19 protein-coding genes and 1 pseudogene are annotated in these 20,585 nt (G+C 71.9%); 12 read left to right on the forward strand and 8 right to left on the reverse strand.

Features of this window, described 5'->3' with window-relative positions; translation table 11 throughout:
* Nucleotides 1-227 precede the first annotated feature (227 nt).
* Both ACQ9ZG_RS22505 and ACQ9ZG_RS22510 read left to right on the forward strand, forming a co-directional pair.
* Nucleotides 228-938, forward strand: coding sequence for a DUF1707 SHOCT-like domain-containing protein (locus ACQ9ZG_RS22505; RefSeq protein ID WP_018490453.1), 711 nt, complete (start codon nucleotides 228-230; stop codon nucleotides 936-938).
* Nucleotides 939-1,104: 166 nt separating this feature from the next.
* Nucleotides 1,105-1,476, forward strand: a complete 372-nt coding sequence (locus ACQ9ZG_RS22510; protein WP_015611061.1) for a WhiB family transcriptional regulator — start codon at nucleotides 1,105-1,107, stop codon at nucleotides 1,474-1,476.
* A 92-nt stretch (nucleotides 1,477-1,568) separates the two neighbouring features.
* On the opposite strand, the gene glpX is transcribed toward ACQ9ZG_RS22510, so the two are convergent.
* Entirely contained in the window at nucleotides 1,569-2,600 is a 1,032-nt protein-coding gene (gene glpX / locus ACQ9ZG_RS22515; protein ID WP_018490454.1) for a class II fructose-bisphosphatase, read from the reverse strand.
* Between the two features lie 184 nt (nucleotides 2,601-2,784).
* On the opposite strand from glpX, the gene ACQ9ZG_RS22520 reads away from it, so the two are divergent.
* A complete protein-coding gene (locus ACQ9ZG_RS22520) occupies nucleotides 2,785-3,366 on the forward strand; it encodes a DUF4245 domain-containing protein (RefSeq protein ID WP_078562510.1) in 582 nt (193 codons plus the stop codon).
* 123 nt (nucleotides 3,367-3,489) lie between these two features.
* On the opposite strand, the gene ACQ9ZG_RS22525 is transcribed toward ACQ9ZG_RS22520, so the two are convergent.
* The 4 genes from ACQ9ZG_RS22525 to ACQ9ZG_RS22540 all read right to left on the reverse strand — a co-directional run bounded on the left by ACQ9ZG_RS22525 (nucleotide 3,490) and on the right by ACQ9ZG_RS22540 (nucleotide 7,666).
* Nucleotides 3,490-4,080: a malonic semialdehyde reductase gene (locus tag ACQ9ZG_RS22525; RefSeq protein WP_018490456.1), complete on the reverse strand. Its 591-nt coding sequence runs from the start codon at nucleotides 4,078-4,080 to the stop codon at nucleotides 3,490-3,492.
* 125 nt (nucleotides 4,081-4,205) lie between these two features.
* Nucleotides 4,206-4,451: an exodeoxyribonuclease VII small subunit gene (locus ACQ9ZG_RS22530; RefSeq protein WP_028416170.1), complete on the reverse strand. Its 246-nt coding sequence runs from the start codon at nucleotides 4,449-4,451 to the stop codon at nucleotides 4,206-4,208.
* Nucleotides 4,452-4,577: 126 nt separating this feature from the next.
* The gene (gene xseA / locus ACQ9ZG_RS22535) at nucleotides 4,578-5,804 is read right to left on the reverse strand and encodes an exodeoxyribonuclease VII large subunit (protein WP_109915170.1); all 1,227 of its coding nucleotides are present in this window, start codon (nucleotides 5,802-5,804) and stop codon (nucleotides 4,578-4,580) included.
* 437 nt (nucleotides 5,805-6,241) lie between these two features.
* The gene (locus tag ACQ9ZG_RS22540) at nucleotides 6,242-7,666 is read right to left on the reverse strand and encodes an APC family permease (RefSeq protein WP_181398211.1); all 1,425 of its coding nucleotides are present in this window, start codon (nucleotides 7,664-7,666) and stop codon (nucleotides 6,242-6,244) included.
* Between the two features lie 97 nt (nucleotides 7,667-7,763).
* On the opposite strand from ACQ9ZG_RS22540, the gene ACQ9ZG_RS22545 reads away from it, so the two are divergent.
* Nucleotides 7,764-8,795, forward strand: a complete 1,032-nt coding sequence (locus ACQ9ZG_RS22545; RefSeq protein ID WP_078507746.1) for a 4-hydroxy-3-methylbut-2-enyl diphosphate reductase — start codon at nucleotides 7,764-7,766, stop codon at nucleotides 8,793-8,795.
* A gap of 37 nt (nucleotides 8,796-8,832) precedes the next feature.
* On the forward strand, nucleotides 8,833-9,570 hold the full coding sequence (ppgK, locus tag ACQ9ZG_RS22550) for a polyphosphate--glucose phosphotransferase (protein WP_103416535.1): 738 nt from the start codon (nucleotides 8,833-8,835) through the stop codon (nucleotides 9,568-9,570).
* A 275-nt stretch (nucleotides 9,571-9,845) separates the two neighbouring features.
* Here the strand turns inward: ppgK and ACQ9ZG_RS22555 are convergent, their stop codons facing one another.
* The gene (locus tag ACQ9ZG_RS22555; protein ID WP_499281629.1) at nucleotides 9,846-10,418 is read right to left on the reverse strand and encodes a DUF6542 domain-containing protein; all 573 of its coding nucleotides are present in this window, start codon (nucleotides 10,416-10,418) and stop codon (nucleotides 9,846-9,848) included.
* Between the two features lie 519 nt (nucleotides 10,419-10,937).
* Here ACQ9ZG_RS22555 and ychF point away from each other — a divergent pair.
* The 6 genes and pseudogenes from ychF to ACQ9ZG_RS22585 all read left to right on the forward strand — a co-directional run bounded on the left by ychF (nucleotide 10,938) and on the right by ACQ9ZG_RS22585 (nucleotide 15,432).
* Nucleotides 10,938-12,026: a redox-regulated ATPase YchF gene (gene ychF, locus ACQ9ZG_RS22560; protein ID WP_018491026.1), complete on the forward strand. Its 1,089-nt coding sequence runs from the start codon at nucleotides 10,938-10,940 to the stop codon at nucleotides 12,024-12,026.
* Nucleotides 12,027-12,225: 199 nt separating this feature from the next.
* Nucleotides 12,226-12,510, forward strand: coding sequence for a type II toxin-antitoxin system Phd/YefM family antitoxin (locus tag ACQ9ZG_RS22565; RefSeq protein WP_018491027.1), 285 nt, complete (start codon nucleotides 12,226-12,228; stop codon nucleotides 12,508-12,510).
* Nucleotides 12,507-12,761 (forward strand): Txe/YoeB family addiction module toxin, encoded by a 255-nt coding sequence (locus ACQ9ZG_RS22570; protein WP_018491028.1) that lies wholly within the window; start codon nucleotides 12,507-12,509, stop codon nucleotides 12,759-12,761. The genes ACQ9ZG_RS22565 and ACQ9ZG_RS22570 overlap by 4 nt, the downstream gene beginning before the upstream one ends.
* Before the next feature lie 87 nt (nucleotides 12,762-12,848).
* A pseudogene (locus tag ACQ9ZG_RS22575) lies at nucleotides 12,849-13,608 on the forward strand (IS5 family transposase).
* Between the two features lie 210 nt (nucleotides 13,609-13,818).
* Entirely contained in the window at nucleotides 13,819-14,256 is a 438-nt protein-coding gene (locus tag ACQ9ZG_RS22580) for an NfeD family protein (protein WP_028416176.1), read from the forward strand.
* Between the two features lie 66 nt (nucleotides 14,257-14,322).
* A complete protein-coding gene (locus ACQ9ZG_RS22585; protein ID WP_109915406.1) occupies nucleotides 14,323-15,432 on the forward strand; it encodes an SPFH domain-containing protein in 1,110 nt (369 codons plus the stop codon).
* A gap of 134 nt (nucleotides 15,433-15,566) precedes the next feature.
* Here ACQ9ZG_RS22585 and ACQ9ZG_RS22590 read toward each other — a convergent pair whose 3' ends face one another.
* On the reverse strand, nucleotides 15,567-18,227 hold the full coding sequence (locus ACQ9ZG_RS22590) for a glycosyl hydrolase family 65 domain-containing protein (RefSeq protein ID WP_499281170.1): 2,661 nt from the start codon (nucleotides 18,225-18,227) through the stop codon (nucleotides 15,567-15,569).
* Between the two features lie 136 nt (nucleotides 18,228-18,363).
* Nucleotides 18,364-19,587 carry an erythromycin esterase family protein gene (locus ACQ9ZG_RS22595; RefSeq protein ID WP_109914532.1) on the reverse strand — a complete coding sequence of 408 codons (1,224 nt, stop codon included), beginning with the start codon at nucleotides 19,585-19,587 and terminating at the stop codon, nucleotides 18,364-18,366.
* 69 nt (nucleotides 19,588-19,656) lie between these two features.
* Between ACQ9ZG_RS22595 and ACQ9ZG_RS22600 the strand changes: the two genes are divergently transcribed.
* A complete protein-coding gene (locus tag ACQ9ZG_RS22600) occupies nucleotides 19,657-20,478 on the forward strand; it encodes a TioE family transcriptional regulator (protein ID WP_109914531.1) in 822 nt (273 codons plus the stop codon).
* Nucleotides 20,479-20,585: the final 107 nt, after the last annotated feature.

Consider the following 20,585-nt stretch of genomic DNA (forward strand, 5'->3'; position numbering starts at 1 on the left):
GGGTAGAACGCCCCCGCCGGGCCGGTCCTGTGAGGTAAGGCTCACCTGGAGGCGACCCCGCCGTCTCATGGGCGCGGGCGTCCCCGGAAGGGGTGTTCCGGTGGTGGGCACGCCGTCCGGAGGGGTAGTCGCGATGGTGGGAGCGCCGCCCGGAGGGGGTGTTCCGGTGGTGGGTGCGCCGTCCGGAGGGGTAGTCGCGATCTATCGCGTCTGGGTACGCTGGGGCGGTGGACCTAGAGAAGCAGCCCCAGCCGCCCGCCGCACCGGCCGCCCCGCCGGCCGCCCGGGTCTCGCCCGCCGAGTTCGCGCCCGCTGACTCCCTCCGCGCCTCCGACGCCGACCGCGACCGGACCGCGGACATCCTGCGGGAGGCGCTGGCCGAGGGGCGCCTGACGGCGGACGAGCACGCGGAGCGGGTCGACCTGGTCTACCGGGCCAAGACCGTCGGTGAACTCCAGCCCCTGGTCCGCGATCTGCCCGCCGCCGACGGGGCCGTCGGCGCGCGCCCGGCCCCGCAGCCGTACGCGTACGGCCCCGAGGTCCCCGACGGCCCCACCGACAACCTCGTGGCGGTCTTCAGCAGCGCCGTCCGCAAGGGCCGTTGGCGCGTCGGCGCCCGGACGAACGCCTTCTCGCTCTTCGGCAGCGTGGAGATCGATCTGACGGAGGCGCTTTTCGGCCAACGACTCACCGTCATCAACGCGACGTCGATCTTCGGCAGCGTCGAGATCCGGGTGCCGCAGAACGTCACGCTGCGCGGCACCGGCTCCGGCGTCCTCGGCAGCTTCGAGATCAAGGCGGCGGAGTCGGACGACCCGGAGGCCCCGGTCGTCGTCGTGAACGGCTACGCGGTGCTCGGCAGCGTGGAGGCGAAGCCCAAGAAGGGCAAGTTCGTCGCGGACCTCCAGCGGCGGCTGCGCAAGCACCTCGGACACTGACGGCGGCCCGGCGGGCGCAGGTTCGGGAATCAGCCAGAACGGCGCACGGAGCCCTTGTCGCGCCCCGTGCGCCGGTGCCGCTGCGTGCATAGCCGTACACGCAACGGGTATGGACTGCTGCATCGTCTCTCGCTCGCGAAGCCGTAGCCGTCGTCAGGAGTAGACCGTGCTGCAACCGCCGCATCAGCCTCTGCAGGTCGCCGCCGTTCCTGCCCAGCGGACCCCCGCCCGGGAGGACGAGGCGGGCCCCTGGCACTCGGAGGCGGTGTGCCGCCGGGACGAGGCCGGGCTGTTCTTCGCCCCGTCGAAGGAGCCGACCGCCGCCCGCCTGGCCCGTGAGGAGGCCGCCAAGCGGGTCTGCGCCCGCTGTCCGGTGATGGTGGCGTGCCGGGAGCACGCGCTGATGCAGCCCGAGCCGTACGGGGTGTGGGGCGGGCTCACCGCCGCCGAGCGCCGGGTCGCGCTGGCCCGCCGCCGCCGGCGCGACATCGAGCTGACCGCCGCCGCACCGGCGGAGCGCATAGCCGCGGCGGGCTGAGGCGGAACGGACGGGGGAGGGGGCGCGGGCCCGTGGCCCCGCGCCCCCTCCCCCGTACGCCGCCTTCGTCCTCGGCCGCCTCGCGCGCTGGTCTACTGCGCGCGGTCGAAGTCGATGGCGCTGTAGGCGCGCAGCTTCGACAGCCGGTGGGTCGAGGAGATCGTCCGGATCGTGCCGGACTTGGAGCGCATCACGATCGACTCGGTGGTCGCCGTCTCCGCGCGGTACCGCACACCGCGCATCAGCTCACCGTCGGTGATCCCCGTCGCCACGAAGAACACGTTGTCGCCGCTGACCAGGTCGTCGGTGGAGAGCACCCGGTCCAGGTCGTGGCCCGCGTCCAGCGCCTTCTGCCGCTCCGCCTCGTCCTTGGGCCAGAGCTTGCCCTGGATGACACCGCCCAGGCACTTTATGGCGCACGCCGAGATGATGCCCTCGGGGGTGCCGCCGATGCCCATCAGCAGGTCGACGCCGGTGCCCTCGCGGGCGGCCATGATCGAGCCCGCGACGTCGCCGTCGGAGATGAACTTGATCCGGGCGCCGGTCTCGCGGATCTCCTTGACGATGCCCTCGTGGCGCGGGCGGTCCAGGACGACGACGGTGACGTCCTCGGGCGTGGAGTTCTTCGCCCGGGCGACGCGCCGGATGTTCACCGACACCGGGGCGTTGATGTCCACGAAGTCCGCCGCCTCGGGCCCCGTGACCAGCTTGTCCATGTAGAAGACCGCGGACGGGTCGAACATCGCCCCGCGGTCGGCGGCCGCCAGTACGGCGATCGCGTTCGGCATGCCCTTGGCGTTGAGCGTGGTCCCGTCGATCGGGTCGACGGCGATGTCGACCTCGGCGCCGGTGCCGTCACCGACCCGCTCGCCGTTGAACAGCATGGGGGCCTCGTCCTTCTCGCCCTCGCCGATGACGACGACGCCGTTCATCGAGACGGTCGAGACGAGGGTGCGCATGGCCTTCACGGCGGCGCCGTCGGCGCCGATCTTGTCGCCGCGGCCCACCCAGCGCCCGGCGGCCATCGCGGCGGCCTCGGTGACCCGGACCAACTCCAGGGCCAGGTTGCGGTCGGGGGCCTCCGGGGAGACCTCCAAGGGGGACGGCAGATGATGCTCGGACATCGGAGCGCACCTTTCTGTACGGCGACGACCGGATATGAGGGTGCTGTGACTCTATCGGTAGGTCGATAAAATGAGCAGTGCGGGTCACGCATGAGCGCCCCGTTCCGTGTCACCGCCGCCACGCACCGTCAACGCCCGCGGCCGGCCCGACCCTGCGGCCGGGCGCGCCGGGCCCCGTGCCACCATGGATGCCGTGGCAAGCAAGCGAGGCAAGCAGACGGTCCGGAACATGTTCCTGTCGACCCTGGTGACCGCCGCCTGTGCGGGTGTCATCTACATGTTCGTTCCGCACGACGAGAACCTCGACCCCGTCAAGCGGGTCGACTTCACCGTGGAACTGGCGACGGTGCGCGTCACGGCCCCCTATCCGGTCGCCGCGCCGGAGGGCCTGCCGGAGAAGTGGAAGCCGACCTCCGTGTCGTACGACGGGGCCGCGGGCCAGGCCTGGCACCTCGGCTTCCTCGACCCGGACGGCAAGTACGTCGCCGTCGAGCAGTCCACCACCACTCCGCGCGAGTACGTCCCCCAGGTGAGCCAGAAGGCGAGGAACACGGGTGGGACGGAGACGATCGCGGGCCGTGAGTGGCAGTACTGGGAGGGCGAGAAGTACGACGCCCTGGTCCTGCCGGAGAAGGGGCACACCACCGTGGTGACGGGCTCGGCGCCCAAGGAACGGCTGGTGGAGATGGTCGAGGCGCTGCGGACGGAGCCGGCCGGCGGCCCTGAGGCGTCCCCGTCGGCCTCGGCTTCCGCCCCGGCTTCCTGACGCGCGGTCCGGCTCTTCTCCGTACGCACGCGCGGTCCGGCTCTTCTCCGTACGTACGCGAAGGGGCCCGGGAACACAGGGTGTTCCGGGGCCCCTTTCGCATGGTGCCTGGCGGGTGGCCGCTCAGACGGTGGTGATGACCTCGTCGTACGACAGGCGCGGGCTGCGCGGGAACCAGGCGTCCTCGCCCGGCTTGCCGATGTTGACGACCATCAGCGGGGTGTGGTCGTCGTCCAGGAACTCCTTCTGGATGCCGGCGGCGTCGTAACCGGTCATCGGCCCGGCGGCCAGACCGGCGGCCCGGATGCCGATGATGAAGTAGGCGGCCTGGAGCGCGGCGTTGAGGCCGGCGGCCGACTCGCGGACCGGGCGCTCCGCGAAGAACATGTCCTTGGCCTGCGGGAAGTGCGGCAGCAGCGCCGGAAGCTCCTCGTGGAACTCGTTGTCGGCGGCCAGGATCGCGACCAGCGGGGCGGTGGCGGTCTTGGGGCGGTTGCCCTCGGCCATGTGCTGGACCAGCCGCTCGCGGCCCTCGGCGGAGCGGACCAGGACGACGCGCAGCGGCGACTGGTTGAAGGCGGTGGGGCCGAACTTCACCAGGTCGTAGATCGCCTGGACCTGCTCGTCGGTCACGGGCTCGTCGGTGAAGGTGTTGGCGGTACGGGCCTCGCGGAAGAGGAGGTCCTGAGCGGCGGGGTCGAGGGCGAGGGACATCGGGAGAGACCTTCCGGACGGGGATGTGTGCATGAGTGAGCAACGCACAGAACCGTAACGGAGAGGTAGGTTAACTTTCAACTAAAACCGGAGGGGAGTGGTCCACTCCACACGCGGACCGGCGCTCAGGAGCCCGCGGACTCGTCCTCCTGGGGGCGGGCCAGCGCCGCGTCCAGCCGGGCCCGGGCGCCCTCCAGCCAGTGGCGGCAGATCTTCGCCAGCTCCTCGCCCCGCTCCCACAGGGCCAGGGACTCCTCCAGCGTCGTGCCGCCCGCCTCCAGCCGGCGCACGACCTCGATCAGCTCGTCCCGCGCCTGCTCGTACCCGAGCGTGCTCGTCGCGGCAGCCGCCGCCGTACCGTCGTCCGTCATGTGATCCACCCTAGATCTGCCGATATCCGATGCGACGGGCCCACCACCGTGACCCGTACGCGTGCTGGCGCGCTCCGTCGCCGGGACCGCACCCCCCTGTGCCCGCCGTCCTTCGCGGTCCTGCTCCTACGGCTCCCGCGCGTCCACGTCCACCCGCACGGTGAACTCGCCCTCCGACACCCGCGCCCGCAGCGGCTCACCGGGCCCCCCGGCCTCGGCGGGGGAGCGGACCACATGGCCGTCGGGGCGCTGGAGCACCGCGTACCCCCGCTCCAGCGTGGCGGCGGGCGAGAGCGAGACGACCCGGGCCCGGGTGTGCGCCAGCTCCGAATCGGCCCGGTCCAGCAGATGGCCCAGCACCCGGCGGCTGCGCCCGACGAGCGCGTCGACCTCCGCCTCCCGCTCGTCCACCAGCCGCTGGGGGTGCTCCATCGAGGGGCGCCCCAGGGCGTGCGCGAGCCCCCGCTCCTCGCGGTCCAGGATCCCCCGGACGGTCCGCAGGGCCCGGTCCCGGAGCTGCCGCACCCGCTCCAGCTCCTCGCCCACGTCCGGCACGACCTTCTTGGCCGCGTCGGTGGGGGTGGAGGCGCGCAGGTCGGCCACCAGGTCCAACAGCGGGGAGTCCGGTTCGTGGCCGATCGCGGAGACCACCGGCGTACGACAGCCGGCCACGGCCCGGATCAGCTGCTCGTCGGAGAACGGCAGCAGATCCTCCACGCTGCCGCCGCCCCGGGCCACCACGATCACGTCCACCTCGGGCAGCGCGTCCAGCTCCTCGACCGCCTGGACCACCTGGGCGACCGCGTTCACCCCCTGCACGGCGGTGTTGCGGACCTCGAAGCGCACGGCGGGCCAGCGCCGCCGGGCGTTCTCCAGGACATCGCGCTCGGCGGCGGAGGCCCGCCCGCAGACCAGCCCGACGAGCTGCGGCAGGAAGGGGAGCGGCTTCTTCCGGTCCAGTGCGAAGAGCCCCTCGGCGGCCAGCGACTTCTTCAGCTGCTCCAGCCGCACCAGCAACTCACCGATGCCGACCGGCCGTATGTCGGTGGCCCGGAGCGACAGCTGCCCCCGGGGCGCGTACCACTCGGGCTTGGCGAGGACGACGACCCGCGCACCCTCGCTCACCACGTCGGCGATCCGGTCGAACACCTGCCGGAAGCAGGTCACGCTCACCGAGATGTCATGGGACGGGTCGCGCAGGGTCAGGAAGACGACCCCGGCCCCCGGCCGCCGCGAGAGCTGGGTGATCTGCCCCTCCACCCAGATGGCACCGAGCCGGTCGATCCACCCCCCGATCAGGCGCGACACCTCACCGACGGGCAGCGGCGCTTCCGCGGACGTGTTGAGAGCCATGCGCCCGAGCGTATAGGGCCCCACTGACAGCGGAGGCGGCCTGCGGAGGCGACCGGGCGACCGCCGCACGGGAACGGCGCCCCCTGCGCAGAGCGGGAACAGCGCCCGCCCGGACGGGGAACGGGCACCCCGCCGCTGTACGGGAACGGTGCACTCCGCTGCCGTACGGGAAAGGGGCACCCGGCCGCCGCTGTGCGGGAAAGGGGCACTCGGCCACTTCCCTACGGGAACGGGGCACTCGGCCACTTCCCTACGGGAACGGGGCACTCGGCCACTTCCCTACGGGAACGGGACACCCGGTCACTTCCCTACGGGAACGGGACACCCGGCCACGTCCATACGGAACAGGACACCCGACCACCGCTGTACGGGCAAGGGGGCCCGGGCTGCCGCCGTCCAGGGAAGGGGCGTCCCTCACCGGCCGGGAGCAGGTCTCCTCACGGCCCGGTCCGCGCCCCCCGCGCCCCCGTCCCCTGGACCGCCAGGACCACGAGCCCGACGCCCAGCCAGCACAGCCCCACCACCTGCGCGCTCGTCGTGGCCTCCACGATGACGGCGACGAGGATCCCCGCCCCCACCACCGGTACCAGCACGTGTTTCCACCAGACGGGCTCCCCGGCCATCCGCCGTACGGCGAACCAGCCGACCACCGACGCGTGCAGCAGCACGAAGGCGGTCAGCGCCCCGATGTCGACGACCGACACCAGATGGTCCAGCCCGTCGTCGCGCCGGGCGGCCCACACCGCCGCCACCAGCGTCACGACGGCCGCGCCCAGGATCGCGAGCCGCGGCACGCCCGACTTCGGATCGACCTTGGCGAGGAGGCCCGGCAGCCGCCGCTCCCGGGCCATCGCGAAGACGAGGCGCCCGGCCGCGGCCTGCCCCGCCAGCGCCGCGAACGCCGCCCCGATCGCCTTGCTGACCGCCACCAGATCGTGCAGCCAGGTCCCCACGGAGGCGTCGACCGCGTCGTAGAAGGCCGACCCCTGCGCCGCCGGGTCCGCCGCCAGCTCCGCGGAGCTCATCGGCTCCAGGAGCGCCGCCAGATAGGTCTGCACGATGAACAGGGAACCCGCGAGCACCAGGCAGAACAGCACGGCCCTGGCCACCTTCTGCGACCCGCCCGTCACCTCCTCCGCGAACGAGGCGATGGCGTCGAACCCCAGGTACGACAGCACGGCCACCGAGACCGCCCCCAGCACCGCCGCCAGGGAGAACGCCGTGTCCCCGGTGAACGGCGTCAGCCACCCGCGCTGCGCCCCGTCCCGTACGAGAACGACCACGGCCGACACCACGAAGACCAGCAGCACCACGATCTCCATGGCCAGCACGGCGAACCCGACCCGCGCCGCCGCCCGTACGCCCCAGAGATTGAGCAGCGTGGTCACGAGCACGGCGATCGCGGTCCACACCCACCGCGACACCTCCGGGACCAGGGCGTTCATCGCGATCCCGGAGAAGAGGTAGGCGACGGCCGGGATCAGCAGATAGTCGAGCATTGCCATCCATCCCGCGATGAACCCGGGCCCTTCCCCGAGCCCCTTGCGGGCATATGTGAAGACCGAGCCCGCGAAGGGCGCGACCCGCACCATCTGGGCGTAGCTGAAGGCGGTGAACCCCATGACGACGGTGGCCACCACATAGACGAGGGCGACCGAACCGCCGGACTTGGCGTCCAGGGTGCCGAAGATGCCGACGGGGGCCATGGGGGCGATGAAGAGGAGCCCGTAGACGACGAGATCCCGGAACCCGAGAGTCCGCCGCAACCGCCCTTCCTGAACGCCGCTTCCGCTTCCGCTCTCGCTCCTGCTCTCGCTTCCGCTGCTGCTCCCGCTGTCGCTCCCCGGGACCGACGACGCCATGAACCCTCCACCCTCACCGACCGTGACCGCACGTCACCACCAGTCTGTCCACCCGGCCGTCATGGCGCCTGTTCGGTACGGCCTTACGATGGGAGGCATGACTGCAACGCCCAGCCCGTCACCCGCCGCCGCCCCGAGTGGAGGCGCTTCGCGCCGCAGTAACACCCGCCGTGTCCTGCTCGCCGCTCCGCGTGGCTACTGCGCGGGCGTGGACCGCGCCGTGATCGCCGTCGAGAAGGCCCTGGAGCAGTACGGGGCCCCGATCTACGTCCGTCACGAGATCGTGCACAACAAGTACGTCGTGCAGACCCTGGAGAAGAAGGGCGCGATCTTCGTGGACGTCACCGCGGAGGTGCCCGAGGGCTCCATCGTGATGTTCTCCGCGCACGGAGTCGCGCCCACCGTCCACGCGGAGGCCGCCGAGCGCAAGCTCGCCACCATCGACGCGACCTGCCCGCTGGTCACCAAGGTCCACAAGGAAGCCGTCCGGTTCGCCAAGGAGGACTACGACATCCTCCTGATCGGCCACGAGGGCCACGAGGAGGTCATCGGCACCTCCGGCGAGGCCCCCGACCACATCCAGCTGGTCGACGGCCCCGAGGACGTGGCGAACGTCGAGGTCCGCGACGAGTCGAAGGTCGTCTGGCTCTCCCAGACCACCCTCTCCGTCGACGAGACGATGGAGACGGTGGACGCGCTCAAGTCGAAGTTCCCGAACCTCCTCTCGCCGCCCAGCGACGACATCTGCTACGCCACGCAGAACCGCCAGATCGCGGTCAAGAAGCTGGCCGAGGACGCCGAGCTGGTCATCGTGGTCGGCTCGAAGAACTCCTCGAACTCCATCCGCATGGTCGAGGTCGCCCTCGACGCCGGTGCCCCCGCCGCCCACCTGGTCGACTTCGCGAGCGAGATCGACGAGGCGTGGCTGGAAGGCGTGACCACGGTCGGCCTGACCTCCGGGGCCTCGGTGCCGGACGTCCTCGTCGACGGCGTCCTGGAGTGGCTCGCGGAGCGGGGTTACGCGGACGTGGAGACGGTCAAGACGGCCGACGAGTCGATCACGTTCTCGCTCCCCAAGGAGCTCCGCCGCGACCTGCGGGCCGAGGCCGCCGCCCTTTCCGCCGAGTAGCCGCGCACGGCGCCCGGCCTGCCCGTACGGTGTTGCCATGGAGATCTTCGGCGTGGACATCGGCGGATCCGGGATCAAGGGCGCTCCCGTGGATCTGGACCGAGGAGACCTGGCGCGCGAGCGCCACAAGGTGCTGACACCGCAGCCGGCCACGCCCGACCGCGTGGCCGACTGCGTGGCCGAGGTCGTCGGCCACTTCGACTGGTCGGGCCCGATCGGGATCACGTTCCCGGGCGTCGTCACGGACGGCACCACGCGCACCGCGGCCAATGTCGACAAGGGCTGGATCGACACCGACGCCCGCGCCCTGCTGGGCGACCGGGTCGGCCAGCCCGTCACGATCCTGAACGACGCGGACGCCGCCGGGGTCGCGGAGATGACGTTCGGCGCGGGCCGGGGCCGGAAGGGCACGGTCATCATGCTGACGCTCGGTACGGGCATCGGCAGCGCGATCTTCGTCGACGGCCGCCTGGTCCCCAACACCGAGCTGGGCCACCTGGAGCTGCACGGCCACGAGGCGGAGAAGCGCGCCTCCACCAAGGCCCGGGAGGACGAGGACCTGAGCTGGCAGCACTGGGCGCACCGGGTGCAGAAGTACCTGCTGCACGTGGAGATGCTGTTCTCGCCGGAGCTGTTCATCATCGGGGGCGGTGTGAGCCGCAAGGCGGAGAAGTTCCTGCCGCTGATCGAGAAGGTCCGTGCGGAGATCGTCCCGGCGGAGCTGCAGAACAACGCGGGGATCGTGGGCGCGGCGATGGCGGCGGCGGGAAGGTAGCCCCGGACGGCCCGCGGGCCGGGCCGGTCGGACCGGAGGGTCTTCCGGCCCGCGGGGCTACGGGCCCGCCGGCCCCTCCCACCGGCCCGCTCGACGGCGGCCACCGCGCTGCCGGACCCTCCGACTGACCGACTGACCGACTGACCGACTGACCGACCGACCGGCCCGCCCGCCCGCCCGCTCGACCGACCGGCCCGCCCGCTCGACGGCGGCTACCGACCTGCCCGACCCTCCGCCCGACCGGCCGACGGACGGTCCCGCCTGCTCGACGGCTGCTACCGGCTGGCCCGGGGCCGCTCGGCCGGTCCGTCGGCCCGTGGACGTTCGGCGGGCCCAGCGGCGCGGGCGGCCGCCCCGGCGACCTTCTGCGGCCCCCGGGCCACCGGCCGCCGCGCCTTCCCCGCAGCTCCGGCTCCTTCCCCCGTACGGCCCTGGAGGGCGAGGTGCCGCCGCCGGGCCCGCATGTGCCGGACCTTGCGTACGGAGGCGATGAGCCCGGCGATCAGCGTCCCGCCGTACAGCCAGCCGGCGTGCACGGCGAGGGCGGTGACCAGGGCCATCGTCTGCCCGCCGAAACCGCTGGATCCGCCCGAGATCGGGAAGACGCCGACGGCGAAGGCGATGGGCACGCTGATCGGCGCGGTGACCAGGTCGGCGGGGCGCACCCAGAGCGCGGTGAGCGCGCTGACGGGCAGGAACAGCAGTCCGTAGACCAGTTCGGAGCTGTCGAACAGCAGCCGGTCCAGACAGGCGAGCACGAACATGGTGAGCGAGGCGAAGAGACCGGCCCCGATCCCGGTGAGCCGGGGGTTGGGAAAGCGCCGCAGAGCCGTCACCACGGGCGGCACGGGGCGTCCCGCCGCCCGGTAGACGGTAGCGGACTCACCGAAGGTCCCCGGCGCGACCGCACCGGGCGGGGCCGCCGCCGGCCGGGGGGAGGGCGACGGCCTGCGCTGCGGGGGACGTGTCCTGGGCTGCTCCACGGGGACAACGTAGGTCGCGGGGCGGGCGGAATCAGGCGTTGGACACGCCCTTTGGCCGACCTTGGCGTTGCGTTCGACGCCGCACGGCCGAAACCGGCCCCTGTTCGGAGCCGTACGCCACCCCGCTCCGGAGCCGTACCCCGCACCGCTCCGGGGCCGTCCCTCACCCCGCTCCGGGGCCGTCTGCACGAACGCGCAGCGCGCACCGCGCCCTGCCCCGCCGCAGGCCCTGCACCCCACCCCGCCCCCACCGGGGCGGACCCGTGCGGGGCCGCGCGCCCCCGCCCGTAAACTGGAGAACCGGTCCACTCCGTGACCAGGCCCGGACAGCCGGGCCGGCCCCGGACGCCCCTGACCCCCTCCTCACTCCAGGAAGTCGCCAAAGTGTCGCTCACGATCGGAATCGTCGGTCTGCCGAATGTCGGCAAGTCGACCCTGTTCAACGCCCTGACCAAGAACGACGTGCTGGCGGCCAACTACCCGTTCGCCACGATCGAGCCGAACGTCGGCGTGGTCGGCGTCCCGGACCCGCGCCTGAACAAGCTCGCGGAGATCTTCAACTCCCAGAAGCTCCTGCCGGCCACGGTGGACTTCGTCGACATCGCCGGCATCGTGCGCGGCGCGTCGGAGGGTGAGGGCCTGGGCAACAAGTTCCTGGCGAACATCCGGGAGTCCGACGCGATCTGCCAGGTCATCCGTGCCTTCAAGGACGAGAACGTCGTCCACGTCGACGGCAAGGTCTCGCCCAAGGACGACATCGAGACGATCAACACCGAGCTGATCCTCGCCGACCTCCAGTCCGTCGAGAAGGCGATCCCGCGCCTGACGAAGGAGTCCCGCCTCCAGAAGGAGAAGGTCGCGGTGCTCGCCGCCGTCGAGGACGCGCGGAAGATCCTGGAGTCCGGCCAGACGCTCTTCGCCGAGGGCATCACCGCCGCCACCGAGAAGGGCAAGCTCCTCCACGAGCTGCACCTGCTCACCACCAAGCCGTTCCTCTACGTCTTCAACGTCGACGAGGACGAACTGGTCGACGAGGACTTCAAGAACGAGCAGCGCGCCCTGGTCGCCCCCGCCGAGGCCATCTTCCTCAACGCCAAGATCGAGTCCGAGCTGATCGAGCTGGACGACGACGAGGCCCTGGAGCTCCTCCAGTCCATGGGCCAGGAGGAGCCCGGCCTCGCCACCCTCGGCCGCGTCGGCTTCGACACCCTGGGCCTGCAGACCTACCTCACGGCCGGCCCGAAGGAAGCCCGCGCCTGGACCATCAAGAAGGGCGCCACGGCCCCCGAGGCGGCCGGTGTGATCCACACCGACTTCCAGAAGGGCTTCATCAAGGCGGAGATCATCTCCTTCGACGACCTGGTCGAGACCGGCTCGGTCGCCGAGGCCCGCGCCAAGGGCAAGGCGCGCATGGAGGGCAAGGAGTACGTCATGCAGGACGGGGACGTGGTGGAGTTCCGCTTCAACGTCTGAGCGGATGGAATAACACCACGTCGCTGACGTGGCAAACATGCAGGTCAGAAGGGGTCGACTCCTCCCGGGTCGGCCCCTCGGCGTTTGCCCGGGCTGGGGTGGCGCCGGGAAAACTGGCTGCCCGTCAGTCGTATGGCCCGCCCGATATGGGCCGAGAGTGGTACGTTATTAGGTACCACTTGAGGAGAGAGGTCAGGTCATGTCCATAACTGCGAGTGAAGCCCGCAAGGAACTCTTTCCGCTGATCAAAAAGGTCAACGAGAATCACGAGGCGATCGAGATCGTCTCCAAGCACGGCAATGCCGTACTTGTCTCGGCCGAGGACTATGCCGCGTTGCGTGAGGGCTCGTACCTGCTGCGCTCCCCGGCGAATGCCCGTCGCCTGCTCAAGGCGTACGAGAACGCCCTGGCGAACATCAACGTGTCGGAGCGGGATCTGATCGACCCCGACTCGCCGGATGCGGCACGTGAGGGTGCCGCGTGAGGCTCGTCTTCGAGGATCAGGGCTGGGAGGACTACACGTCCTGGCTCAAGAACGACCGGAAGATACTCGCTCGGATCAACAAGCTCATCGAGGACGTCAAGCGTGACCCCTTCACGGGGATCGGCAAGCCCGAGCCGCTGAAATACCACTTGCCCGGGGCATGGTCGAGGCGGATCGATGATGAGCACCGCCTCGTCTACCTGGTCACGGACAAGGAAATCGTCATTCTCGCGGCTCGTTATCACTACTGACGTCCGGGACGTTTTCTTGTGGGACGCGGCCCGTGCGCGGCGCGGGCGGCGACGGAATGCGCTGTTAAGGCGTGTCCGCAAAGTGGGTTGGTCGCTGGTCCGTTAGTGGTGCGTCGTCATGAGCTGACTGATGAGTCGTGGGCGGCGATCGCCCCGTTGCTGGTCCCGTCGCGGATGGGTCGGCCGGTGCGGGACCGCAGGCAGGTGGTCAACGGGATCCTGTGGAAGCTGTCCACCGGTGCCGCTTGGCGTGACCTGCTTGAGCGCTACGTGCCGTGCAAGACGGTCTGAACGCTTCCGCCGCTGGTCGGCCGACGGGACCTGGGACCGTCTGCTGGCGCACGTCCAGCAGCACTCCGATGCCGTGGGCGGCGTCGACTTGACCACGGTGCGGGCCCATCAGCATGCGGCCGGGGCCCGAGAAGGGGGCCCTGGCCGGGTGAGGCGATCGGCTGGTCCCACGGCGGGCTGACCACGAAGATCCACCTGCCTGCGATGGCCGTGGCCTGCCCCTGGCGTTCCCGGTCACCGGCGGGAACATCAACGACTGCCCCCAGCTCGAGGCGATCATGGCCCGCAGTCGCATCCCGTGGTGCGGCCGGCCCGGGCCCGCCCGGCCCGCGTCGCCGCCACGATCCCGTAACGGATCGACCAGATCAACGGACGACTTCGCAGAGGCGAGAGCCGCTGTTGGCTCGACCGTGCCGCCTGCCGGCGCCGCAACGTCGTCGAACGCTGCTTCAACCGCCTCAATCAGAACAAGGCCCTCGCCACCCGTCACGGCAAACGAGCCCGCCACCACCAGACCCTGGTCCCCATCGCCTGCCTACGGCTATGGCTCCCATGACTTTGCGGACACGCCTCTGGGCCACAGCCAGAGAGTTATGTAGCCCGTGGCTTGATGCTGTCGGGCGTAGAACCTTGAACTGCTCGCCCGCCAAGCCGCGCAAAAGGTTCTGATCTCGTTCGAAAGGCTTCGAACGGCTTCGAACGGTTCCTTTAGGGGTGTGGAGGGTACGTTTGGGTGTAAGAGGGTCCCCTTGGGGAGGCTGATTCGATGCCGTGGTTCGCGTGGCTGCTGGCCGCCGCGGCCCTGGGTGCCGCGGAGTTCTTCACCCTGACGCTGGTCTTCGGGCTGCTGGCCGGTGCCGCGCTCGTGGCCGCCGTCGTGGCCGGTCTGGGGGTCGGTCTGCTCGGGCAGCTCGTGGCGCTCGGGCTGGTGGGTGTGGCCGGGCTCGCTCTCGTGCGGCCCGTCGCCCTGCGGGCCATGGAAGGGTCGCCCCTCACCCATGAGGGCAGTGACGCCCTGATCGGCAAGCGGGCCGAGGTCGTGCGGGAGGTGACCGCGACCCATGGTCTGGTCAAGCTCGCCGGTGAGGAGTGGTCCGCGCGGGCTCTCGACGAGAGCCATGTGATCCCGGTGGGAGCCCTGGTCGACGTCATGGAGATCGACGGCGCCACCGCCGTCGTCTATCCGCGCGAGCTGCTTCCGTGAACGGCTGGACGGGCTGGACGGCTGGACCCGTAGGGGCCGGCAGTGGGAGTACGCAGAGGAGGACGCATGGATCCGGTAGTCATCCCGATACTCGTGGCGGCGATCGTGGTCGTCTTCCTCGCCGCCTCCAGCGTGCGCATCGTTCCGCAGGCGCGCCGCTACAACATCGAGCGGTTCGGCCGGTACCGGCGCACCCTGCAGCCGGGGCTGAACTTCGTGCTGCCGGTGGCGGACCGGGTCAACACCAAGCTCGACGTGCGTGAGCAGGTGTACTCCTCCGACCCCAAGCCGGTGATCACCGAGGACAACCTCGTGGTGAACATCGACACCGTGCTCTACTACCAGATCACCGATCCCCGGGCCGCCGCCTACGAGGTCGCCGACTATCTGCAGGCCATCGACCAGCTCACCGTGACCACCCTGCGCAACGTCATCGGTTCGATGGACCTGGAGGGGACCCTGACCTCCCGCGAGGAGATCAACGCCCGCCTCCGTACCGTCCTCGACGAGGCCACCGGCAAGTGGGGCATCCGGGTCAACCGCGTCGAGATCAAGGCCATCGACCCGCCCAACACCATCAAGGAGGCGATGGAGAAGCAGATGCGCGCCGAGCGGGACAAGCGCGCCGCCATCCTGCACGCCGAAGGTGAGCGGCAGGCCAAGATCCTCACCGCGGAGGGCACCAAGCAGAAGGACATCCTGGAGGCCCAGGGCACCCAGCAGGCCATGATCCTGCGCGCCGACGGTGAGTCCAAGGCCGTGGAACTCGTCTTCCAGGCCGTCCACCGCAACAACGCCGACGCCAAGGTTCTCGCCTACAAGTACCTGGAGACGCTCCCGCACCTGGCGAACAGCGACAACAACACCTTCTGGGTGATCCCCGGTGAGCTGACGGAGGCCGTCCGGACGGTGACCACCGCTTTCGGTGACCGCTCGACGACGGGGCAGCCGCCCGGCCCGCAGCGCGAGGAGGCCTCCCGCGACGACACTGCGGCGGAGAAGGGCGCCACCGCCCCGGCTCTGGAGGAGGCGGACTCCACCCTCGCCCTGGACGCCGTGGCCGCCGCCGACGAGGCCGCGAAGCAGGCGGCGGAAGCCGTGAGCGACGCGAAGGCCGAGGCCGAGGCGGTGGGCGAGGTACGGCTTCCGGGCCGCTTGCGACAGCCGGAGGAGTGAGCTCCGGCTTTCGGGCCGCTCGCGACAGCCGGAGGAGTGAGCCGCGAGGGCGATGAGGCGCGAGGGCGGGAGGCGCCCGGTTCCGCCCCGGCGCCTCCCGCCCTCGCCACCTGCGCCCGGGGCGGACCGCCCGCCTACCGCTCCGCCGCCACCCTCAGCTCACTCACCCCCGCCGGCTTCTCCGGGTCCTCGGAGCGGACCGTCACCCGGACCTTGCGGGCCGTGTCGCCCGGCAGGTACGGGCGCCAGAAGCGGCCGTCGACGGAGGTCTCCAGGGTGTGGGAGGCGGGCGGTACGCCGTTCCAGCGCGGGGTCACCGTGGTGACGCGCAGCGGTTGCGGGCCCAGGTCCACCGTCAGGGACCCCTCCGCGCCGGCCGGGGACCAGGAGGTCGTCGGGGAGCCGTCCACCGCCGCCTCCGCGTAGAGGCCGGGGGTCTCCGAGGTGGCCTCCACCGGGCGGCAGCGGGCCGTGTCCGTCGTCGGGGCCAGGTCCGGGCGGCGGGTGGGCAGCGTCAGGTCGGAGGTCAGGTGGCGCGGGCCCTGCGCCGTGTGGACCGTGAACGGGGTACCCGACGTCAGGCGGACCGTGCTCGTCCGGGGGCCGATCCCGACCTCGTACGTCGCATCCCGGTAGCGCAGGCCCGTCAGCTTCACGCCCTCGCCCAGCTGGGGCGGCAGCAGCGGGTCCAGGCGGACGCCGTCCTCGCGCAGGCGCAGGCCCGTCAGGCCGTGGGTGAAGACCTGGAGGAAGCCGCCCTTCCCGGTCAGGAAGTCCTCGGCCGGGAAGCCGGAGAGCGGGTCCTCGGCGCCGGACTTGTCGCCGCGCGCCTCGGAGAACAGGTCGTACGGGCCCCGCAGGAACGGCCGGACCGCGCGCTGGAGGTACGTGTACGTCGAGCAGCCCGGCTCCCCGGTCGCCGCCGCGTCGATCGCGTGCACCGAGTCCGTCATCGCCGGGCCGTCCGGGTCGGTGCGGGCCGCGTAGTAGTCCAGGGTGGCCGCGGCCGCGCCGGGCTCCATCGGCCACTCCAGCGGGTACATCAGCAGGACCGTGTCCGCCTGCTTGATGGTCGAGCCGTTGTACCCCGCGTACTGGAGGAAGACCTTCCGGTCGGCGTCGTACGGGATGCGGAGGCCGTCCGCCACCCGGTTCCAGGCCGTCGGCGGGCGGTGGCCGAGGAGTCGGGCGGCCCGGGTCGCGTGACGGAGGGCCGTGGCGGCGACGGCGTTGGTGAAGACGGCGTCGTCCACGCCGTTGCTGTACTCGTCGGGCCCGGCCACGTTCTTGACGGAGTACGTGCCGTCCGTGTTCGCCGTGGCGCGGGACTCCCAGAACTCCGCGATGCCGCGCAGCAGCGGCCAGCCCCGCGCCGCCAGCCAGTCGCGGTCACCGGTCGCGAGGTAGTACTGCCAGACGGCCAGCGAGACATCGCCCTGGAGGTGGTTCTGCGTCAGACAGTGCGGCGGGTCCCAGCTCTGGCACTCGGAGTCCATACGGCCCCGGCTCGCGCTGGTCCAGGGGTAGAACAGGCCCCGGTGGCCGTACTTCTCGGCGTTCGCGCGGGCCGCGTCCCGGGTGCGGTAGCGGTATTCGACGACCGAGCGGGCCAGCTCCGGGCGGGTCGCCAGCAGCCCCGGGAACATCCATGTCTCCGCGTCCCAGAAGATCATGCCCGCGTAGTTGTCGCTGGTCAGGCCCGCTGGGGCGATGCTGTCGGAGGAGCCGCGGCGGGTGCTGGCGAGCAGCCCGTACTGGGCCGAGCGCAGCCGGCGCTGCAGCTCCGGACGGCCGTCGACCACCACGTCGGCGGACCACGCCCCGCGCCAGGCCCTCTCGTTCGCCGCGAAGATCCGGTCCCAGCCGCGCCGGGCCGCGCGGTGGGCCGCCTCGCGGGCGTCCTCGGCGGGGGCGGGCGAGGTGAGGGCGGTGTCGACGCCGACGTACTTCTCGAAGGTGTACGTCCGCCCCTCGCGGACCGGCGTCGGCTTCGGTGCCGTACGCGACTCGGGGTGCAGGGTCTCCACCACCCCCGAGCCGCGGCGCATCGTCTGCGCCACCGCGCCCTCCACGCCGGTGCCGAGCGTCCTGAACGTGCCGTCCTTCCGCAGGATGATCCGGCGCGCGCCCCGCTCGTCCAGGCGGCCGGTGACCGTCGCCGTACCGCTCCAGCGCGGGGTCATCCGCAGCCGTACGGCTCCGGTGTGGACGTCGGAGCGGTCGGCCAGGACGTCGTACGTCAGGTCCGTGGCGCGGCCGTCCGCCGTCGTCCACCGCAGCGAGGTGCGGACGAGGCCGCAGCTGAGGAAGACCGTCTGCCGGTAGTGCGAGATCCGGCCGGCCGGGGTGTCCGTGCCGAACCTCTCGTCGCCGACGCCCACCTCGACCGTCGTCCAGCTCGGCAGCGCGGCGATCACCTCGCGGCCTTCGGAGACCGCCTTGTCCCGTGCGTAGAGCCCCGACACGAACGCGCCGCCGTAGCGCGGGGTGTAGAGCGGCCAGCCGGTCTTCTCCCCGGTCGCCGCGTAACCGGTGCCGGTCGCGGGGATCCGGTGGCCCAGGTAGCCGTTGCCGACGTACGGGTCGTAGCCCCCCGCCTCCCCGAAGCGGGTGGAGGTGGGGGACCAGGAGGTGCCGGGGGCGCCCTCGCCTTCCGTCCGGCCGCAGGCGGGAACGGCGGACGGCGTCGGGGACGGGGGCGTGGAGGCGGCGACGGCGTCGGGGAGGGGCGGCAGCGGTGCGATCAGGGCGGCCGCGACCAGCGGGGCGAGGACGGAGATGCGCGAGAGGCTCACCGTACGAAGGTAGGGAGACGGCCGCGGCGGCAGGCGCCACGGCACGCCCGCCCGTACGACAGTGGCGTGAACGCGCCCGCCGGATGGCCCTGGCGGGTGCTCCCAGGGCGGCCGTGCCCCGTCCTCGACGCGGCTCTCAGCTCCGTACGTCCCTGATGAAGACCAGCCCGTCCGCCTTCCTCAGGTGCGCCGGGTCCAGGCCGAAGTAGCCGAACCAGGGCGAGACGCGGGGCACGGGCAGCGGGTCGCCCAGGGCGGCGGCCAGGCCGGGCGCGTCCACGAGGAAACGGTCCTCCGGGAGCGTGTACAGCAGGCCCTCCACCGTCTCCGGAGGCGGGGCGTCCACCCCCTGGTGCCGGATCGTGCCGAGGGCCGTGGCGAGGAACCCGTACGCCGGGCCCAGCCGCGCGCTCACGATCGAACCGGCGCCCCACCACTCCAGCCGCTCATCGCCCATCCGCATCGAACTCCGCTCCCGCTGGAGATGGGCGTTGTGGGCGAAGGCCAGGACCGGGCCCCGTTCGGCGAGGGCGAGCAGGTTCTCGGCCATCATCCGGTCCCGGACGGAGACCAGCCGGGTCATCCGGGCGGGCGTGGTGTCGGCCAGCCAGGAGTGGTAACTCAGCAGGCCGGTGGCGGTGCGGCCGTGGAGGCGGGCGCGGTCCCAGGCCTCCCGTCCGGCCGCCGCGATCAGCTGCGGGGTCCGTTCGTCGAGGAGGGATACCAAGTCGTGCGCGATGAGAGCGAGTTGTGCGGCCTCGGGGGAGCGGCCGCAGGAACGTGACGGGTCCGTCAGCGCGGCCGGGTCGGTCCACCGGCCGTCGGGGCCGAGCAGGGCGTCGAGCGTGTCGGCGGTGCGGCGGAGGAGGCCGTCGGCGGGGCCGTCGGCGCTGAGCCAGGAGGTGAGGAAGGCGTGCAGCGCGGTGAGCGGCCGGCGGGGGCTCGCGGCGCCGGTCATCTCCAGCGGGGCGTCGAAACCGGCGAGGCGGAGTCGGTCGGCGGCGGGGCGGCCGGTGTTGTACTCCCGTGCCCAGCGCACGAGTTCGCGGTTGGCGGCCGAGGCGCCGAACCCATGGCTGAACCCGTGCTCCATGACCTCGTCCAGGGTCCCGGCGCCCGTGGTGACGTACGCGTCCACGCGCAGGCCCGCCAGGCAGTCGCTCTCGACGGCGATCGTCCGGTACCCCTCCCGCTCGACGAGTTGCCGGAAGAGTGTGTTGCGCACGTCGAGCAGGGCGTCCTCGCCGTGGGTGGGCTCGCCCAGGGCGAGCAGCCGGGGGCGGCCCGGGAGCAGCTCCATGACGGCGGAGGCGTCGAGGGCATGGGTGAGGTGCGCGATACGCGCGGTTCCAGGGACCATGCCTTCAACGGTATCGTTGAACTTCCGGTGGAGACTTCGGTCGAGTGAATGCCTGACGGTGGGGTGGATATGGAGGAGAACCCTCAAAGCCGGGTACGGCTCCGGCCGGTCGATCTGGCCCGTCGGCACGGCCTCTCCACCCAGGCCGTGCGGAACTACGAGGAGGCCGGCATCCTGCCCGCCGCCGCACGCACGGAGAGCGGCTACCGCACCTACTCCCCGCTGCACGCCCAGGCCCTGGACACCTTCCTCGCCCTCCTCCCCGGCCACGGCCACCCGACGGCGACGGGCATCATGCGGGCGGTGAACCGTGGCACGGCGGACGAGGCGTTCCGGCTCATCGACGAGAGCCACGCCCAGCTCCTGGAGGACCGGCGCACCCTCTCGGCGGTGGAGAACGCGCTACGGGACCTGGGCTCCGGCACACCTGCGCCCGCCGCCCCGGAGCCCCCCGAAGGCCCCGCCCCCGCCTCCAGCTCCTCCTCCTCCACCTCCAGCTCCACCTCCACCTCCACCTTCATCGGTCCCCTGGCCGACCGCCTCTCCGTCCGGCCCGCCACCCTGCGCAAGTGGGAGGCCGCCGGGCTGGTCCGGCCCCGGCGCGATCCGCTGACCGGCTACCGCGTGTACGGCGAGGCCGATGTGCGGGACGCCCTGCTGGTCCATCAACTCCGGCGCGGTGGCTACCTCCTGGAGCAGATCGCCCCGCTCGTCGACCGGGTCCGGGCGGCCGGCGGGCTCGAACCCCTGGAGGGGGCCCTCGGCGACTGGCGCTCGCGCCTCGCCGGCCGTGGCCGGGCGCTGCTGACCGGGTCCGCGAAGCTCGACGCCTACCTCGGCCAGTGGGAGCGGGAGCGGCAAAGCAGAGGAGTTCTCAGGATCTCTTCGTAACACCCAGGTGAATTGGTCCGCCCGGAGAGCGCGTCCGCCGGCGGGCTCCGGGCCCGGTGCGCGGCCCGGGTGCCGACGGCCTCGGCGGACCGGTCAGTGCCAGGTCA

The organism is Streptomyces araujoniae, assembly GCF_050871195.1.
GTDB classification, from domain to species: Bacteria; Actinomycetota; Actinomycetes; order Streptomycetales; family Streptomycetaceae; genus Streptomyces; species Streptomyces bacillaris.

What these genes read in the sequence shown, in the direction of transcription:
- ACQ9ZG_RS22545 (WP_078507746.1), top strand. Translation starts at nt 7,764, where the DNA reads ATGACTGCAACGCCCAGCCCGTCACCCGCCGCCGCCCCGAGTGGAGGC.
- glpX (WP_018490454.1), bottom strand. Translation starts at nt 2,600, where the DNA reads ATGTCCGAGCATCATCTGCCGTCCCCCTTGGAGGTCTCCCCGGAGGCC.
- ACQ9ZG_RS22580 (WP_028416176.1), top strand. Translation starts at nt 13,819, where the DNA reads ATGCCGTGGTTCGCGTGGCTGCTGGCCGCCGCGGCCCTGGGTGCCGCG.
- ppgK (WP_103416535.1), top strand. Translation starts at nt 8,833, where the DNA reads ATGGAGATCTTCGGCGTGGACATCGGCGGATCCGGGATCAAGGGCGCT.
- ACQ9ZG_RS22525 (WP_018490456.1), bottom strand. Translation starts at nt 4,080, where the DNA reads ATGTCCCTCGCCCTCGACCCCGCCGCTCAGGACCTCCTCTTCCGCGAG.
- ACQ9ZG_RS22600 (WP_109914531.1), top strand. Translation starts at nt 19,657, where the DNA reads ATGGAGGAGAACCCTCAAAGCCGGGTACGGCTCCGGCCGGTCGATCTG.
- ACQ9ZG_RS22585 (WP_109915406.1), top strand. Translation starts at nt 14,323, where the DNA reads ATGGATCCGGTAGTCATCCCGATACTCGTGGCGGCGATCGTGGTCGTC.
- ACQ9ZG_RS22565 (WP_018491027.1), top strand. Translation starts at nt 12,226, where the DNA reads ATGTCCATAACTGCGAGTGAAGCCCGCAAGGAACTCTTTCCGCTGATC.
- ACQ9ZG_RS22540 (WP_181398211.1), bottom strand. Translation starts at nt 7,666, where the DNA reads ATGGCGTCGTCGGTCCCGGGGAGCGACAGCGGGAGCAGCAGCGGAAGC.
- ACQ9ZG_RS22530 (WP_028416170.1), bottom strand. Translation starts at nt 4,451, where the DNA reads ATGACGGACGACGGTACGGCGGCGGCTGCCGCGACGAGCACGCTCGGG.
- ACQ9ZG_RS22520 (WP_078562510.1), top strand. Translation starts at nt 2,785, where the DNA reads ATGGATGCCGTGGCAAGCAAGCGAGGCAAGCAGACGGTCCGGAACATG.
- xseA (WP_109915170.1), bottom strand. Translation starts at nt 5,804, where the DNA reads ATGGCTCTCAACACGTCCGCGGAAGCGCCGCTGCCCGTCGGTGAGGTG.
- ACQ9ZG_RS22595 (WP_109914532.1), bottom strand. Translation starts at nt 19,587, where the DNA reads ATGGTCCCTGGAACCGCGCGTATCGCGCACCTCACCCATGCCCTCGAC.